The sequence below is a fragment of the Longitalea arenae genome (assembly GCF_016924755.1).
GTDB classification, from domain to species: domain Bacteria; phylum Bacteroidota; class Bacteroidia; order Chitinophagales; family Chitinophagaceae; genus Niastella; species Niastella arenae.
The window spans coordinates 26,355-40,932 of the sequence record NZ_JAFFJX010000017.1; the positions used below are offsets into that span (position 1 = coordinate 26,355).

General features: G+C 45.1%; 10 protein-coding genes. 7 read left to right on the forward strand and 3 right to left on the reverse strand.

Features of this window, described 5'->3' with window-relative positions:
* Nucleotides 1-94 precede the first annotated feature (94 nt).
* From JT717_RS23965 to JT717_RS23990, 6 genes are all read left to right on the forward strand, one after another.
* Nucleotides 95-388 carry a hypothetical protein gene (locus JT717_RS23965; protein WP_205513577.1) on the forward strand — a complete coding sequence of 98 codons (294 nt, stop codon included), beginning with the start codon at nucleotides 95-97 and terminating at the stop codon, nucleotides 386-388.
* Between the two features lie 82 nt (nucleotides 389-470).
* A complete protein-coding gene (locus JT717_RS23970; protein WP_205513578.1) occupies nucleotides 471-2,669 on the forward strand; it encodes a B12-binding domain-containing radical SAM protein in 2,199 nt (732 codons plus the stop codon).
* Between the two features lie 475 nt (nucleotides 2,670-3,144).
* On the forward strand, nucleotides 3,145-5,100 hold the full coding sequence (locus tag JT717_RS23975; protein ID WP_205513579.1) for a T9SS type A sorting domain-containing protein: 1,956 nt from the start codon (nucleotides 3,145-3,147) through the stop codon (nucleotides 5,098-5,100).
* A 178-nt stretch (nucleotides 5,101-5,278) separates the two neighbouring features.
* Nucleotides 5,279-9,034 carry a T9SS type B sorting domain-containing protein gene (locus tag JT717_RS23980; RefSeq protein ID WP_205513580.1) on the forward strand — a complete coding sequence of 1,252 codons (3,756 nt, stop codon included), beginning with the start codon at nucleotides 5,279-5,281 and terminating at the stop codon, nucleotides 9,032-9,034.
* A gap of 228 nt (nucleotides 9,035-9,262) precedes the next feature.
* Nucleotides 9,263-9,748 carry an SRPBCC family protein gene (locus JT717_RS23985; protein WP_205513581.1) on the forward strand — a complete coding sequence of 162 codons (486 nt, stop codon included), beginning with the start codon at nucleotides 9,263-9,265 and terminating at the stop codon, nucleotides 9,746-9,748.
* 54 nt (nucleotides 9,749-9,802) lie between these two features.
* Entirely contained in the window at nucleotides 9,803-10,594 is a 792-nt protein-coding gene (locus tag JT717_RS23990) for an SDR family NAD(P)-dependent oxidoreductase (protein ID WP_205513582.1), read from the forward strand.
* Nucleotides 10,595-10,599: 5 nt separating this feature from the next.
* On the opposite strand, the gene JT717_RS23995 is transcribed toward JT717_RS23990, so the two are convergent.
* On the reverse strand, nucleotides 10,600-11,472 hold the full coding sequence (locus tag JT717_RS23995; protein ID WP_205513583.1) for an alpha/beta fold hydrolase: 873 nt from the start codon (nucleotides 11,470-11,472) through the stop codon (nucleotides 10,600-10,602).
* Nucleotides 11,473-11,689: 217 nt separating this feature from the next.
* On the opposite strand from JT717_RS23995, the gene JT717_RS24000 reads away from it, so the two are divergent.
* Nucleotides 11,690-12,775, forward strand: coding sequence for an SMP-30/gluconolactonase/LRE family protein (locus tag JT717_RS24000; protein WP_205513584.1), 1,086 nt, complete (start codon nucleotides 11,690-11,692; stop codon nucleotides 12,773-12,775).
* 359 nt (nucleotides 12,776-13,134) lie between these two features.
* Here JT717_RS24000 and JT717_RS24005 read toward each other — a convergent pair whose 3' ends face one another.
* Nucleotides 13,135-13,680, reverse strand: a complete 546-nt coding sequence (locus JT717_RS24005; RefSeq protein WP_205513585.1) for a dihydrofolate reductase family protein — start codon at nucleotides 13,678-13,680, stop codon at nucleotides 13,135-13,137.
* Nucleotides 13,681-13,776: 96 nt separating this feature from the next.
* Nucleotides 13,777-14,577 carry a helix-turn-helix domain-containing protein gene (locus JT717_RS24010; RefSeq protein ID WP_205513586.1) on the reverse strand — a complete coding sequence of 267 codons (801 nt, stop codon included), beginning with the start codon at nucleotides 14,575-14,577 and terminating at the stop codon, nucleotides 13,777-13,779.
* Nucleotide 14,578: the final 1 nt, after the last annotated feature.

Sequence of the window (14,578 nt, forward strand, 5' to 3'; positions counted from 1 at the left end):
GCCCGTACAGAGGAGGTAATTTCTTAATCGATATCAAATTTCATAAGATGGTTTGCTACCAAAAAGGGCTTACCTTTTTATTAAATTTTAAGCCATGATCATTGTACATGATATTTTTATCTGCAAACCAGGTAATGCCTCCAAACTGGCCAAGCTGTTCAAGGAAGTGATGGCCGATAACCAGGAATTTGTGGATGTAATGACCGATATGACCGGCCAGTACAACAAAGTAATTATGGTAAGCAGATACGATAGTCTCACCGCTTTCGACAAAAGCTGGGAAGACATGGGCAAGGATCCCGAAAAAGCAAAAAAGATGCAGGAAAAAATGGCCGGTTATACGGAAATGTATTTGACGGGTTCAAGGGAAATCTACCGGGTCTGGTAATACCTGTCATGCCGGGCATCCAGCGCCTGAACAACACCTGGAACCGGTTTTTTAGCCTAATTTTGCAGCAAATTATTCGATCTTGAGCGTTCCTGTGTTTTTGATTACTCCGCCTTTTACGCAGCTTAATACTCCGTATCCGGCAACGGCTTACCTGAAGGGCTTTCTGAACACCAAAAATATCCGTTCTTTTCAGAGCGATCTTGGTATCGAGGTTACATTGGCCCTGTTCTGCCAGGAAGGGCTGCAGGAACTGTTCAACCGGATCAACCGGCTGAGCACAGCATTGTCTGACAATGCCGCCCGCATGCTGGCCATGCAGGAAGATTATATCTACACCATCAACGATGTGATCCTCTTTTTACAGGGGCACAATCCTACATTGGCGCACCGCATCTGCAAACGCGATTTTTTACCCGAAGCAAACCGTTTTGCGCAATTAGAAGAGCTCGACTGGGCTTTCGGTTCCATGGGAATACAGGACAAGGCCAAACACCTGGCCACTATGTACCTCGAAGATCTGAGCGATCTTATCAGCGAATGCGTGGACGAGCATTTTGGCTTCAGCCGCTATGCAGAAAAACTCGGCCGCTCAGCCAACAGCTTCGACGAACTGTACAATGCCCTTCAGCAGGAATATACTTTTATCGATGAGCTGCTCATCAGGTTGCTGAAAGCGCATATGGAAAACCTGCAACCCAAACTGGTGGCGCTCTCTGTTCCCTTTCCCGGCAACCTGTATACTTCGCTGCGCTGCGGACAATGGATCAAACAGCATTATCCCGGAGTGAAAGTGGCGATGGGCGGCGGTTTTGCCAATACTGAATTGCGTTCGCTCAGCGATCCGCGGGTATTTGAATACTACGATTACATCACCCTCGACGATGGTGAAGCGCCCCTCGAACAACTGGTGAAACTGGTAGAAGACCAATGTACGGTGACGGAACTGAAAAGAACTTTTATCCTGCAGCATGGCGCCGTATCATACATCAACAACAACAGCTGCTCCGATTACAAACAATCACAGGTTGGCACACCCGATTACAGCGATTTCCTGCTTGATAAATATATTTCCGCCATAGAGGTGATAAACCCCATGCACCGCATGTGGAGCGATGGCCGGTGGAACAAACTCACCATGGCGCATGGCTGTTATTGGGGCAAATGCACCTTCTGCGATATCTCACTCGATTATATAAAAATTTATGAGCCGATAGCCGCTTCGCTATTGGTTGACCGCATGGAGGAAATGATGAAGCAGACAGGGCAGAATGGTTTTCACTTCGTGGATGAAGCAGCTCCTCCGGCGATGATGCGTGCACTGGCGCTCGAGATCATCCGGCGCAAACTGACGGTGAGCTGGTGGGCCAATGTGCGCTTTGAAAAAAGTTTTACCCGCGATCTCTGCCTGCTGCTGAAACATTCCGGCTGTATTGCTATTTCCGGGGGATTGGAAGTGGCGAGCGACCGCCTGCTCGCGCTTATTCAGAAAGGCATCACCGTAGCACAGGTGGCGCAGGTGAACCGGAACTTCACAGAAGCCGGCATCATGGTGCATGCTTACCTGATGTATGGTTTTCCTACGCAAACCGAACAGGAAACGATCAATTCACTCGAAATGGTTCGGCAGATGTTCGCTGCCGGTGTGCTGCAGTCGGCTTTCTGGCATTTGTTCACTATGACTGTGCACAGTCCCGTTGGAATGGAACCAGAAAAATTCAAAGTGAAAAAAGCATCGGCCCTGGTAGGAAGTTTTGCCAACAATGACCTTGTACACATCGATGAAACCGGCGCCGACCATGAGGAATTTGCGTTTGGACTGAAGAAATCACTGTTCAATTACATGCATGGCATCGGGCTCAACGACCCGTTGCAAAAATGGTTCGATTTTAAAGTGCCCAAGACGAATATAGCGCCTGATCATATTCAGAAGGTCCTGGAACAGGATCTGTATACAGCGCCTAAACCTACTACCCGCATCGTATACCTGGGCAGGCCTCCGGTCGTAGAACATTTCACCAAAAGTAAAAAAGGCAATAGCTGGGAAATGACATCCCTTACCTTCCAGGATAAGCGCAGTAAGTACAGCATCAGTGTGGCCCGTGAACAGGGCGACTGGCTGGCTGACATGCTGAAGACGCTATCGGTAACGAATGCGAAAGTTCACACGTTACAGGATGTGATAGACAGTTACAAAGCCGCCGGACTGGAAGACTTTGAGCTCTTCTGGGACAATAAGCCGGTGAATACTTTGCACAAGGTGGGTTTGTTGAAGTTGTAAACGTTCTCCCTGCGATGCCGCGACGGGCCAAGACTGCAAACGTATAATTACGTATTACGAACTCATTTCTCTCTGGTAAATATACTCGCATAAGCGTACAGGCCATGCAGCTGACCGCAGGCCGCTCTTAACTGCACAAACAAAGTAAATAATGTAATAATATTCATGTAGCATTAAAGCAAGAGTATACACCTATGTGTAAATAAAAATAAATATTAAATTATATAAATGCTTTTGATTGTATGGTTTAATTAATATATTTGTTTTATATTCAATAGATGGGTGTGCAAACAGGAGTTCGTGAGCGTTATATTAGGATGAAAACCATCAGCAAGTGAGCGTGAATGTAGTCTAAACCATTTTTCAATAAATAAGAGTCAGCCAGTCTGTTGTTTTACTGGCAAATGTTTTTTCCCAGTTTCTTGTACCCGGCTATTGACAATTGGTTTAGTACTATTTTATATAATCCGTATTTATGAAAAAAATTGTACTCATCCTATTGATGGCTAAGTGCGCATATGTGGGTTATTCCCAGGTTATAACACCCACCGTGCAGGGAAAGTTCGGGATAGACGCCGATGCACAATCGAACATGTTCGTCACTACTTCCAGCTCTTGTAATGATTGCGACGACTGGTTCTTCAAGCAAGTTCCCAATGGCAATAACAGTATGTTTGTGATCGACACCACAGGTGCCGGCGCAATCCTTGCGGGTTATCAGTCGAATGCAGCCACGAGAAACATTCCGTTCTACCGGAAGATGGGCTACCCTTCATTTTACCAAACAAATCAAAGGACTTTAATCGATGCCGTATTTGTCAGGGATTACCACGACCATGATCAAACGGCCTTTACTGCCGGCTCTAATAAGAACGGTGATAGTCCGGAAGACTGGACAGGCGAATCCAGTAATATGCTTTCCAAAAATGATATTCTGGACGTCTTCCTGCATTTAAGGCGGGAAGGCCCCAATTATAATCCTACAGACCAACTCTGGCTTTTTGGCGCCGTTGCCATTGAAGGCACCAACGGCAGCCGCTGGTTCGATTTTGAGCTCTACCAGACAGATATATTTTATACCCGCAGCACTTCCGGTTTTACCGGCTTTGGCCCTGACGCAGGACATACTGCCTGGAAATTTGATGCTGCCGGCAATGTAACGCAGGTAGGAGATATGATCTTTGCAGCCAGTTACAGCGGCGGACTTGAATCCATTGAAGCGCGTATTTGGGTAGATGAAGCTGAATTATTAAATACAATACCGGCAACCTTCGATTGGACCGGCACCTTTGGTGGCGGTAAAACGCAATATGGCTACGCAGGCATTCAACCAAAGAACGGCGACCCTTTTTATTTTGGTGTCGAAAATGCCGCTCCTACCTGGGGCGGTCCATGGTGGGTGCCGCGCGCCAATGGCGGATTGGTACAGTCATATGCTACAGGCCAGTTTATGGAATTCGGGATCAATCTTACGGTGCTTGGCCTGGATCCTGTTAGTTTGATGGGAAAAACGCCCTGTGGCATACCATTCAGTAAAGTAATGGTTAAAACCCGAAGTTCAGAATCATTTACCTCTGAATTAAAAGACTTTATTGCACCTTTCGATCTCTTCTTACCACCAAGTGTAGACGTTGCGGCCGATATACCCGTCTTTTGCGGATCCTCAGGTGTGAGCACTATCTCGGTTACCAATCCTTATTCTACGTCCATTTACAACTGGACGACAACCGATGGCTCCATTGCCGTTAATAACGGAACTTCTATAACAGTGGATCAACCCGGTACTTATAAAGTTACGCAGGTGTTGGAGAACGATTGTCCTGCTTATGCAATCGACAGTGCAACCATTGTTTATGATCCGGCCTGTTCGGTGCTCGGCAATAATAGAATAACGGTTACCGGTTCGCTCAATAATGGCCTGGTCAATCTGGATTGGTCGGTGACATCTAATAAAAGTATCAAAAACTTTACTATTGAAAGAAGTACCGATGGGGTTCATTATACAGCTGCCGGCGAGCAGCATGCAGATCCGAAATTAACGTACAGCGCTTATAAGGCCACCGACGAAGTATTTGGCGTTAGATCATCCAGGATCTATTATCGAATAAAAGCAACCGGCTACAATGGGGAAGTGCAATACAGTAAAGCGGTAGAATTATCATTGACCGTAAATGCATTATCCATGAAGTTGACGCCTAACCCGGTAAAGAATACATTATTCATAAATATTGCATCGCAGGCTGATAAAGATGTACAGGTGTTTATTTACGATATCACCGGAAACCTGGTGCGGTCAACGAACACCCATGTTCAAAAAGGATTTTCAACTATTAAAATGAATGATTTCGATACCTGGGCAAAAGGTATGTACACGGTAAAAGTGGTGTCAGGCAGTGATGTGTTGGTGGAAAGAATGCTTTTGACAAAATAGATCATTAAACAAAGGGATGGGCTTCTTCTGGAAGCTCATCTCTTTATCTAATAATAGCGCAATACAAACATACATGCTGTCGTTTTTTAATGTGTGTGCGTAGCACTCACTATTTGGTTACTGTCCGTTCACTGATAACCTGACATGTCCTGTGAAAAGTTAAATCCATTTATCATCTATGCAAAAAACTTTGCAGGTGCAAATACTAACTAAAGTATTGCTGCTGTTCCTTTCTGTACAACTTTTCTCTTATGGAGCACGGGCGCAGGTGTCAGGTACTTACACGATCAACTCCACGTTGCCTACAGGTGGCAGCAATTTCCAATCATTTACCGATGCGGTGGCTTTCATGCAGAACGGACTGAACGGCCCCATCACTTTTAATGTAGCGCCTAATACCGGGCCTTATAACGAACAGATCTACCTTGATAACAAGATCGGAACAACGGCAGCCAACACCCTTACTTTTAATTGCAATGGTGTAACGCTGTCATTCATTTCAAACAATACCAATAACCGCGCTGGTATAAAGCTGGATAACATCAGCTATGTTACTTTTGATAAGATCCGGATCATACCTCAGGCAGCCGGTCAGTATGGATATGGCTTTCATTTGCTCAACAATGCCGATAATAATATTATCAGGAATTGCCGGATCATTCTTCCAACCGGTGCTACGCCCGGCAACAACGAAGGGATCGTGATCAATGGTAATCACGGCGCTGCCACCGCTGCAGGCACCAGCCTTTGCGATAATAACCTCATTCAAAACGATACCATTTCCGGCGGAAGAACGGGCATCACGCTCAACAGTGCGCCGGTTTCCGGAACGCCCGTATTCATGCAGGGAAATAAGATCCTCAACAATTTTATTTCCGACTCGTACAGTAACTGTATTCAATTAAATTATAATGAAAATGCCATCATAGATGGCAATGACCTGCAGGGTGGACCCCATGCCACGAATACGGTGGTGGGCGTTTACCTGCACCTGTTTGATCAGAACGTACAGGTGATCAATAACAGGATCCACAATTTTCATATTGATGAATTTATCTGGGGCAGCAATATTTATGGTATTTTGAATTCGGCACAGGCAGTTGCCGGTAAAGAAAACCTCTTTGCAAACAATCTTATTTACGATTTCAGCTCAAACGGGATACAATACGGCATAGCCTCACGTTTTGCAACCGCTTCCTACTTTAATATATTTAACAATACGATTTCGCTGGACGATCAGAACATTTATGGCCAGGAGTGCAATGGGATCTATTTTGGCGATGTTAGTAATGTGAATGTGTTTAATAATATCATCACCATATCAAGACCTACCAGCGACTGGAACTATTGTATTACCCTTGAAAAAATGATGCCGGGGCTTAGCTGTAAACGGAATGTGTACTATGTGACCGGTTCCGATTTTTCCAATGCAGTTGCCTCGCTGTCGAATGTGGACCTGAAATTATTATCCGACTGGCAAAAGGCGAGTGGGCAGGATTATTCATCGGTGTACATGCACCCCCAGTACACCAATCTGGCCGCATCCAATTTTGTGCCTACAGCGCAGCCAATTGATAACATGGCGCTGTTGGTAAATCTTACTACTGATATTGCAGGCGCAACACGTAGTTCGCTCAATCCCGATCCTGGTTGTTATGAGTTTGTAACGCCTGCCTGTCAAACCCCGGTAGTTCCCGGAACCACTACTGTATTACCCGATTCCATATTATGTTACGGCCCGCAAATAGCGTTGGGATTAACAGGTAATTCCTGGGGTGTTGGCCAAACCTATACCTGGCAAAGTGCTACCACGGCAAATGGAACCTATACCAATATTAGCAGCGGCGTTGCCTATCCGTCAATGGAATTACTGCCGGCAACCACCTTATATTACCGGGCTGCTGTAACCTGCCTTGGCGACACGAAGTATTCTGCGCCTATCCGCGTGGTCGTGAATACCAAGCTATCTGCCGGTACATACACGATCAATTCAGCGCAACCTACCGGCGGCATTAACTTTAATTCATTCAACGATGCGGTACTGGCCATGCAATGCGGGATCACCGGATCCATCGTGTTCAATGTAGCGCCTGGTACCTATAATGAGCAGGTAATTATTCCTGCCGTTGCTACTTCGCCCACACAAACAGTCACCTTCAGAGGTAATGGGGCAACACTCGCATTTGCGGCTACCAACGCCAATGAAAGAGCCGTATTAAAATTGAATGGTACTGATTATGTGACCATTGATAGCTTACGGATAAATGTAATGGGCACATCATTTGGTTTTGGCATACAGTTGATGGGCGATGCGGATCATAACACCATCCAGCACTGCACCGTTTCCCTGGGTACCAATGTAACCGCTACCGGTTATGCCGGCATAGTAATGAACAACAGCGCGACAAACCCCATAGATTTTTCCGGCTTTTCTTACTGCGACAGCAATACAATAGTGAACAATACCATCACTGGTGGTTATTATGGCATAACCCATACATCCCGCACCGCCCTTGCGCCTTCACCCATCCCTTCAGGGAATATTATTAGTGGAAATAAAATAACCGATGCCTGTGGCTTTGGCATTTATCTGGACGGCGTAGCAAAAACAGTGGTCGACAGCAATGAGATCAGCCAGCAGGCCCGTACGGTTTTTACCAATTTTAACGGCATTTATGTTAAACAATCCGTGTCATTTGGTATTACGCCTAACGGCAACCAGATCACCAGGAACAGGATCCATAACCTGATAAATGGTGGTAAAGTAACGACCGTAGAAACGCACGGTATTCACTTTGAAACGGTGGCGGGTATGCCTGCTTCTCCGAACATCGTTGCCAACAACCTGCTGTATAACTTCAGAGGCGTTGGGAACCAGTACGGTGTTTATTCCAGGAATACAAATAACCTGAAGATCTACCACAACACCATTTCACTGGAAGATTCCACAGGCACTACCGTTGCCGCTATCGTAACCCGCGGGTACGGGGTCCTGGGTAACCTGACGGTTAACAATGAATTCAGGAATAACAATGTGATCATCAGAAGGGGAGGACTCGGAACAAAAACCGGTATCTTCATCGCTGGAAGGGATAGTGCCCTTAAAGCAGATCACAATAATTATGTAATTGCTGCAGACAGTGGTACTGTATATACCGGATCTATGGGTGGCATTCATTATGCCCAACTGAAGGACTGGCTGGCAGTAAGAAAAGATTCCAACTCGATTTGCCTCGATCCCTTGATCGCAGATTCTTTGAACAGCGACTTCACGCCTACCAGTATACCCTATGACGATAAAGGAGCTTATATTGGTATAAGCACCGATATCAATAATAATCCGCGAAACACTGCAAAACCCGATATAGGCGCCATAGAATTTACCATTTGTCACCCGCTCACGGTGCCGGCGCTCACCGTAGATTCGGTGGGGGGATTTGTGCTTCGTTTTGCCTGGACGCCTGTTGCCAACGCAACCGGTTACCGGGTGTCGCGTGACGGCCTTAACTGGACCAGCCCTTCATCGGGCGACACCGGCACAACGCATACCATCAGCGGGCTGCTGGGCCGCGATACCGTGGGACTGATGGTGGAGGTACTTGGATCAAGATATGATTGTCCATCCGCATTTTCAGGAAGAATTATAGGCCAAACGCTTACCGACCAGATCTACTTTCCCAACACGTTCACACCAAACAACAACGGGCAAAATGATGTATTCAAGGTATACAGCAACGTTATTCAATCCATGCGGTTGATCATCTTTAACCAATGGGGTGAAAAGGTGTTTGAAACAAGCAATCCCAATGAAGGCTGGAACGGTATTTATAAAGGCAAACCGCAACCGCTGGGTGTTTATGTTTATGTGGCTTCCATTGTATTAAGCGATAACACAACTGCCGTTAAAAAAGGAAGCTTCAACCTGCTCAGGTAACCATGTAGCAGTGGCCTGCCATTGCGCAGCCGCAATATTCATTGATCGCAGGCCTTAGCTTCTGCGAAAACATCCCGTCATTGGATGTAGAATATAACTTGTCCAAATCAACCCTCGACAAAGTCCAGTTTACACCCGGAGATTTTATTAATTAGACAGTAGGTTTGTGTCTGCATATAGTTTATTGATGGAAAGATCAGGATAGCGTGATCATTTAAAAATTTATTTATGACGAATACCGATTTTACAACAACATTCATGGTAAGCAAAAAACCTGCGGAAGTATTTAATGCTATTAATAACCCGCGTGCCTGGTGGTCTGAAGAAATTCTTGGCTCAACCGACAAGGTGAATGATATATTCGACTATCACTTTGAAGACATCCATGCATGTAAACTGAAGGTGCTTGACCTGGTTCCGGGTAAAAAAGTCGTGTGGCATATTCTGGAAAATGATTTCAATTTTACAAAAGACAAAACCGAATGGGTCGACACCCAGGTGGTTTTTGATATCAACCTTGAAGGAGAAAAGACCAGGGTCACATTTACGCACATTGGTTTGCAAGCGCACTATGAGTGTTATGACGCTTGTTATCAGGGCTGGACCCATTACATTCAAAACAGTCTGAAAAAGTATATTACTACAGGGGAAGGGCAGCCAAATATGACCGGAAGCCCGCAAACCGAGACTGAGAAAAGGCTATCGGGCAATTAACTTTTTTAACGCGCATGGATTTTATGCTATAAAGAATCAAGAAGAATAACGAAAATGGACAGATTAAAAAATAAAGTGGCGGTCATTTACGGCGATGGCGCCGTAGGAGGGGCTGTGGCGAAAGCTTTTGCAATTGAAGGCGCAAAAGTCTTTCTTACCGGAAGAACAAAATGGAAGCTTGACACAATCGCAAAGGATATCCAAGCAAACGGCGGGCAAGTTGAGGTCTTTGAGCTCGACGCGTTGAATGAAACAGCCGTTGAAGAACATATTAATGAAGTGGAAAAAGAAGCGGGCAGCATCGACATTTCATTTAATGCGATCGGCCTGCCCCAAACCGGTCACCAGGGCACGGCCCTGGCCGAGCTTACGATTGATAATTTTGTGCAGCCGATAATAACCTATTCCCGGTCCCATTTTATAACCGCCCGGGCCGCAGTAAGAAAAATGGTGAAGCAAAGGCATGGGGTGATCTTGATGAATACACCAAGCCCAAGCCGTATCAGTGTTCCTTTTATGGGCGGCATGCCATCGACCTGGTCGTCTATAGAAGCGCTGAGCCGGACCATTTCTGCAGAATGTGGTGTGCATGGAGTAAGGTCAGTTTGCATACTTACCACGGCTATGCCCGATACCCCCTTAATTGATGAGGTGTATAACCTGCATGCGAATGCATATGGCATCGATTATAAGCAGTTTCATGCCGGCATGGAGGCCAAGACACATCTGAAGCAATTGAGTTCTATAAAAGACCTGGCCAATGCGGCTGTATTTGCAGCATCGGATGAAGGAAGATCCATCACGGGAACTGTTTTGAATCTTACAGCAGGGCTGGTTGTGCATTGAGGAGGCTAAGCACCCTTTCTGCTTAAAAAATGACTGATAAGATCCAGCACCTCGTCGAAATTTGTTTCGAGTACCATATGAGAACCATCGATAATATGGGTTTGGGCATTGGGCAGATCCCGCTTATAACAATAAGCCTCCTTCTCGTTGTAGAACGGATCATTTTTTCCCCAGATGACAAGGGCCGGAGGTTGATGCGTGCGGAAATATTCCTGGAAGGCGGGAAACATTTCTATATTGCTTTTGTATGTACAGCTCAACTCATATTGCATGTCAATATTGCCCGGCCTGCTCATCCGCTCCCAGTCAAGCAACCAGGTTTCCGGGCTCACGCGCTCGGTCATTTCTTCAGTTAAACCGGCATAATATTGCATTTTGGTGCCCTCTGCACTTAAATATGCATACACTTTTTTCTTTTTTGCTTCGGTAGGATGGTCCCAGTAATCTCTTATTTCATCCCATATTTGCTCTATGCCTTCAAGATAAGCATTACCGTTTTGCACAATGATCCCTTCGATCTTTTCAGGGTGATTTACACATATTCTCATCCCAATAGGGCTGCCAAAATCATGCAGATAGATGGTGAATTTATTTACATCTATTACTTCCATGAACCTGTTCATGCAGGCAGATATATTTTTAAATGAGTATTCAAATTCAGTGCTGCCGGGAAAAGCACTGAAGCCAAAGCCCGGGTAATCGGGAGCAATTAGGTGGTACTTGTCGGCAAGTGCAACCATTAAGTTTTTAAACATTACAGACGAGGTAGGGAATCCATGTAAGAGGAATAAGGATGGATTTTTTCTGTCGCCGGCCTCGCGGTAAAAAATGTCGATACCATCAACATTTACTGACCTGTTAAAAATTTGCTTGCTCATGATCATTCGAGCTTCAAATTTTGTGCCTTGTCTTCTTATTATACATCTGGAATATTATTATGGGTTTTCCTAACGGTTAGTTAGTACATATATGCATTAGATCAATAAAGAGGATCATGTATGAACCAGCTTGTGCCGGCTTGTTCAATATTCTACATCGTTTATTTTTGGTAGTTTTTCCAGGCGGGTTAAAGTAGTTTGTAGAAAATTGCCTGCTATGAAAAAAATTATAATGCTTCTCTGTACGGGACTGCTATGTTACATCACATTTTACGCATGTTCAAAAAACAAGGTGGGAGATCAGGAACTGGTTGCCAAAGGCGCTTATGAAGAATTCAACGCGCATGGGTGCCAGTGTAAACCGGCAGATTCAAGTATTTTCGATCCCACCTGTTTGGTTGCGCCAAACGCGCAATTAAGAATTTTGGGGCAGGGTTTCAGTTTCACCGAAGGGCCGGCCGTTGATAAAAAAGGCAATATTTTCTTTACAGATCAACCTAATGATAAGATCTATAAATGGTCGGTAAACTCCGGCACGATCACTACATTCTTAACGGGTACAGGCCGCTCCAACGGCATGGCCTTCGATAAAAATGGCAATCTTATTACTTGTGCCGATATGCATGGAGAGTTATGGAAAATAGCGCCCGATGGCAGCCACATTGTGCTGGTAAATAATTACAATGGCAAATTGTTAAATGGACCGAACGATGTATGGATCAACCCCAAAAATGGCGGTATGTACATTACCGACCCCATATTTCCCAGGAGTTATTGGGATGCCGGTGATCCCCGTCAGCAGGCATGGCCTCCAACGCATTCCGAACAAGCCAAAACCGGCAAAGGCGGTTATGTTTATTATTTAGCTGCCGGCAGCCGTACTTTGGTAAGGGTGACTACAGAGGCGATGGGATGGGATGCTGATGGTTGGCCGAACGGGGTTGTTGGAACGCCTGATGGAAAAAAGCTTTACGTGAATAAATGGGCGCCCGATATCAATACCGCAGGTACCTGGGTCTTTGATATTAAAGCCGATGGTACACTCACCAATATGCGCAGGTTTGTCGATATGGGAGGTGATGGCATGTCGATGGATGAACGTGGGAATATTTATATCAGCAACTCCTATGGAGTAACCGCTTTTGATCCCAAAGGCAGGAGGATCTTTAATCTTCCTACGGGTGGGGGAGCAACCAACAATGTTTTTGGTGGTAATAACAATAAGACCTTGTTTATTACCGGACCTGTAGACAAATTAACGGCGATAAAAATGACTGTGAAAGGGGTAGAGAAATTCTATTAGGCGACGGCAAATTGAGAATAAGGCTTTTTACCGCGCTGGACATAAGCCACTTTTTCTAAAAAGCTGTATTTCATCCAGAAGGGGTCTGGTTTTCACAGGAAAAGAACTTATTTCAATAGAATAAAACCTTTGATGGATCAAAGGACTGGTTTTTCCATGAAAAACGGTCAAAAAGGGCATTTCACCAACAGCAATGAACTTTTATCATACAGAAAAAAGGTTTATTCCGCAAAATAGTTACTTGATGGGATCTTCAGATTTTGAAACAATTCCATATCAGAAGAAATAAGAAAGCCTGTAAATCATTCCGGAATTACAGGCTTGATGGTATTAACCTTGTCACAATCGATAAGGGTTAGCTATTTGTGATAATGAAGGCATGTTATTCCGCAGGGAAAAGACCGGCTCTCTACCAGGGTTAAGTTTTGCGTGGTTTCGACCTGATTAAAGATCGGCATTCCTTTCCCCAGAACAGCCGGGTTGATGAACAGATAAAAATCATCGATCATGCCTGACCTGATAAGGCTGGAAACAAAACTGCCACCACCATATACTATGATGTCGCCACCGGCCTCTTTCTTCAAGCTGGTAACTTCATCAACCAGCTTTCCTTTTGCCAGTGCTGTGTTGTTCCATTCACATTTTTCGATGGTGTTTGTAAATACGATCTTGAAGGTGTTGTTCATTTTCGCGGCGCCTTCCAAAGCAGGATTAGAGGCCCAAAATGGAATAAAGCCCTCGGCAAGCTTCCTGCCTAATAGGATCAGGTCAACAGGATCGGTTAAACGCGTAACAAACTCTTTGAGCGCATCGTCCCAGTTCGCGGTCATCCAATCCATTTCACCGTTGACGCCGGCAATATACCCATCAACAGAGAGTTGCACCTGTAGTTTAAGCTTTCTCATAAATTGTGCGTGATTGATTTTTGATTAAATTTTATACTGCCAAATTATAGAAGCTGCCAGCCAGAAAATAGACAAAATCCGACATTTGTAAATTCGCTATTCTTCATTCAACAATAGTATTCTCTGCAGGTTCAGCCTGATCTGCCTGGGTGTGTAATTGGTAAACTCCCTGAAATCACTGATCAGCCGCGATTGGTCACTATAGCTGAATTCGTAGGCTATATCGCAGAAGTTTTTGCTGGTTCCCCCGGCAATCTGCTTCAGCGCATGTTGAAATTTCATCATTCGCATAAATAGTTTGGGAGGCAACCCTATTGCCTCCTTAAAACGCCGCTCCAGCTGTCTTTCTGAGATACCATAGCTGTTGGCCAAATGAGCAATCCGCATATTAAAAGCACCTGCTTTGATCAATGAACTACAATGCTGCACCAACTTATCTTCCTCTTTCGCCGTTTTGGCCTGCCTCGAAATGAAACTGCTGAGAACACGAATCCTGCCTGTGTGATTGCGTTGATCCATTAATTGCTCCGCAACATATTTGCCTTTTATATCATCCAAACCAACCAGGGTGTTTGTCAATGCCATCGGGTTTATTCCGAAGATCATTCTAATGCCCTGCGATGTGAAATTTACTCCTGTGGCAGAGAAGGGCATGTCGGAGATGGATTTGGTAGGGTGCGTGCGTTTGCCATAGGCAAGCGCTGTTTTCACGCGCTCTTTGTTCTCATCAAGAAAAGAACTGTGTCCATTATGATGCTGAATGATGATGCCAGAAGAATCATCTACGATCGTATTGATTTCCTGGTGCAAACCGGCTGACCCATCGTTTTCCGCCGACCAGAAGTAGCGAACGTATTTTTGCAGCATAGGTGGAGCCGGAATTATATGAAAATTCATG

Bases quoted from the DNA above. Each gene is read 5' to 3' on its own strand.
- JT717_RS23965 (WP_205513577.1), top strand. From the start codon at position 95: ATGATCATTGTACATGATATTTTTATCTGCAAACCAGGTAATGCCTCC.
- JT717_RS23975 (WP_205513579.1), top strand. From the start codon at position 3,145: ATGAAAAAAATTGTACTCATCCTATTGATGGCTAAGTGCGCATATGTG.
- JT717_RS23980 (WP_205513580.1), top strand. From the start codon at position 5,279: ATGCAAAAAACTTTGCAGGTGCAAATACTAACTAAAGTATTGCTGCTG.
- JT717_RS23985 (WP_205513581.1), top strand. From the start codon at position 9,263: ATGACGAATACCGATTTTACAACAACATTCATGGTAAGCAAAAAACCT.
- JT717_RS23990 (WP_205513582.1), top strand. From the start codon at position 9,803: ATGGACAGATTAAAAAATAAAGTGGCGGTCATTTACGGCGATGGCGCC.
- JT717_RS23995 (WP_205513583.1), bottom strand. From the start codon at position 11,472: ATGAGCAAGCAAATTTTTAACAGGTCAGTAAATGTTGATGGTATCGAC.
- JT717_RS24000 (WP_205513584.1), top strand. From the start codon at position 11,690: ATGAAAAAAATTATAATGCTTCTCTGTACGGGACTGCTATGTTACATC.
- JT717_RS24005 (WP_205513585.1), bottom strand. From the start codon at position 13,680: ATGAGAAAGCTTAAACTACAGGTGCAACTCTCTGTTGATGGGTATATT.
- JT717_RS24010 (WP_205513586.1), bottom strand. From the start codon at position 14,577: ATGAATTTTCATATAATTCCGGCTCCACCTATGCTGCAAAAATACGTT.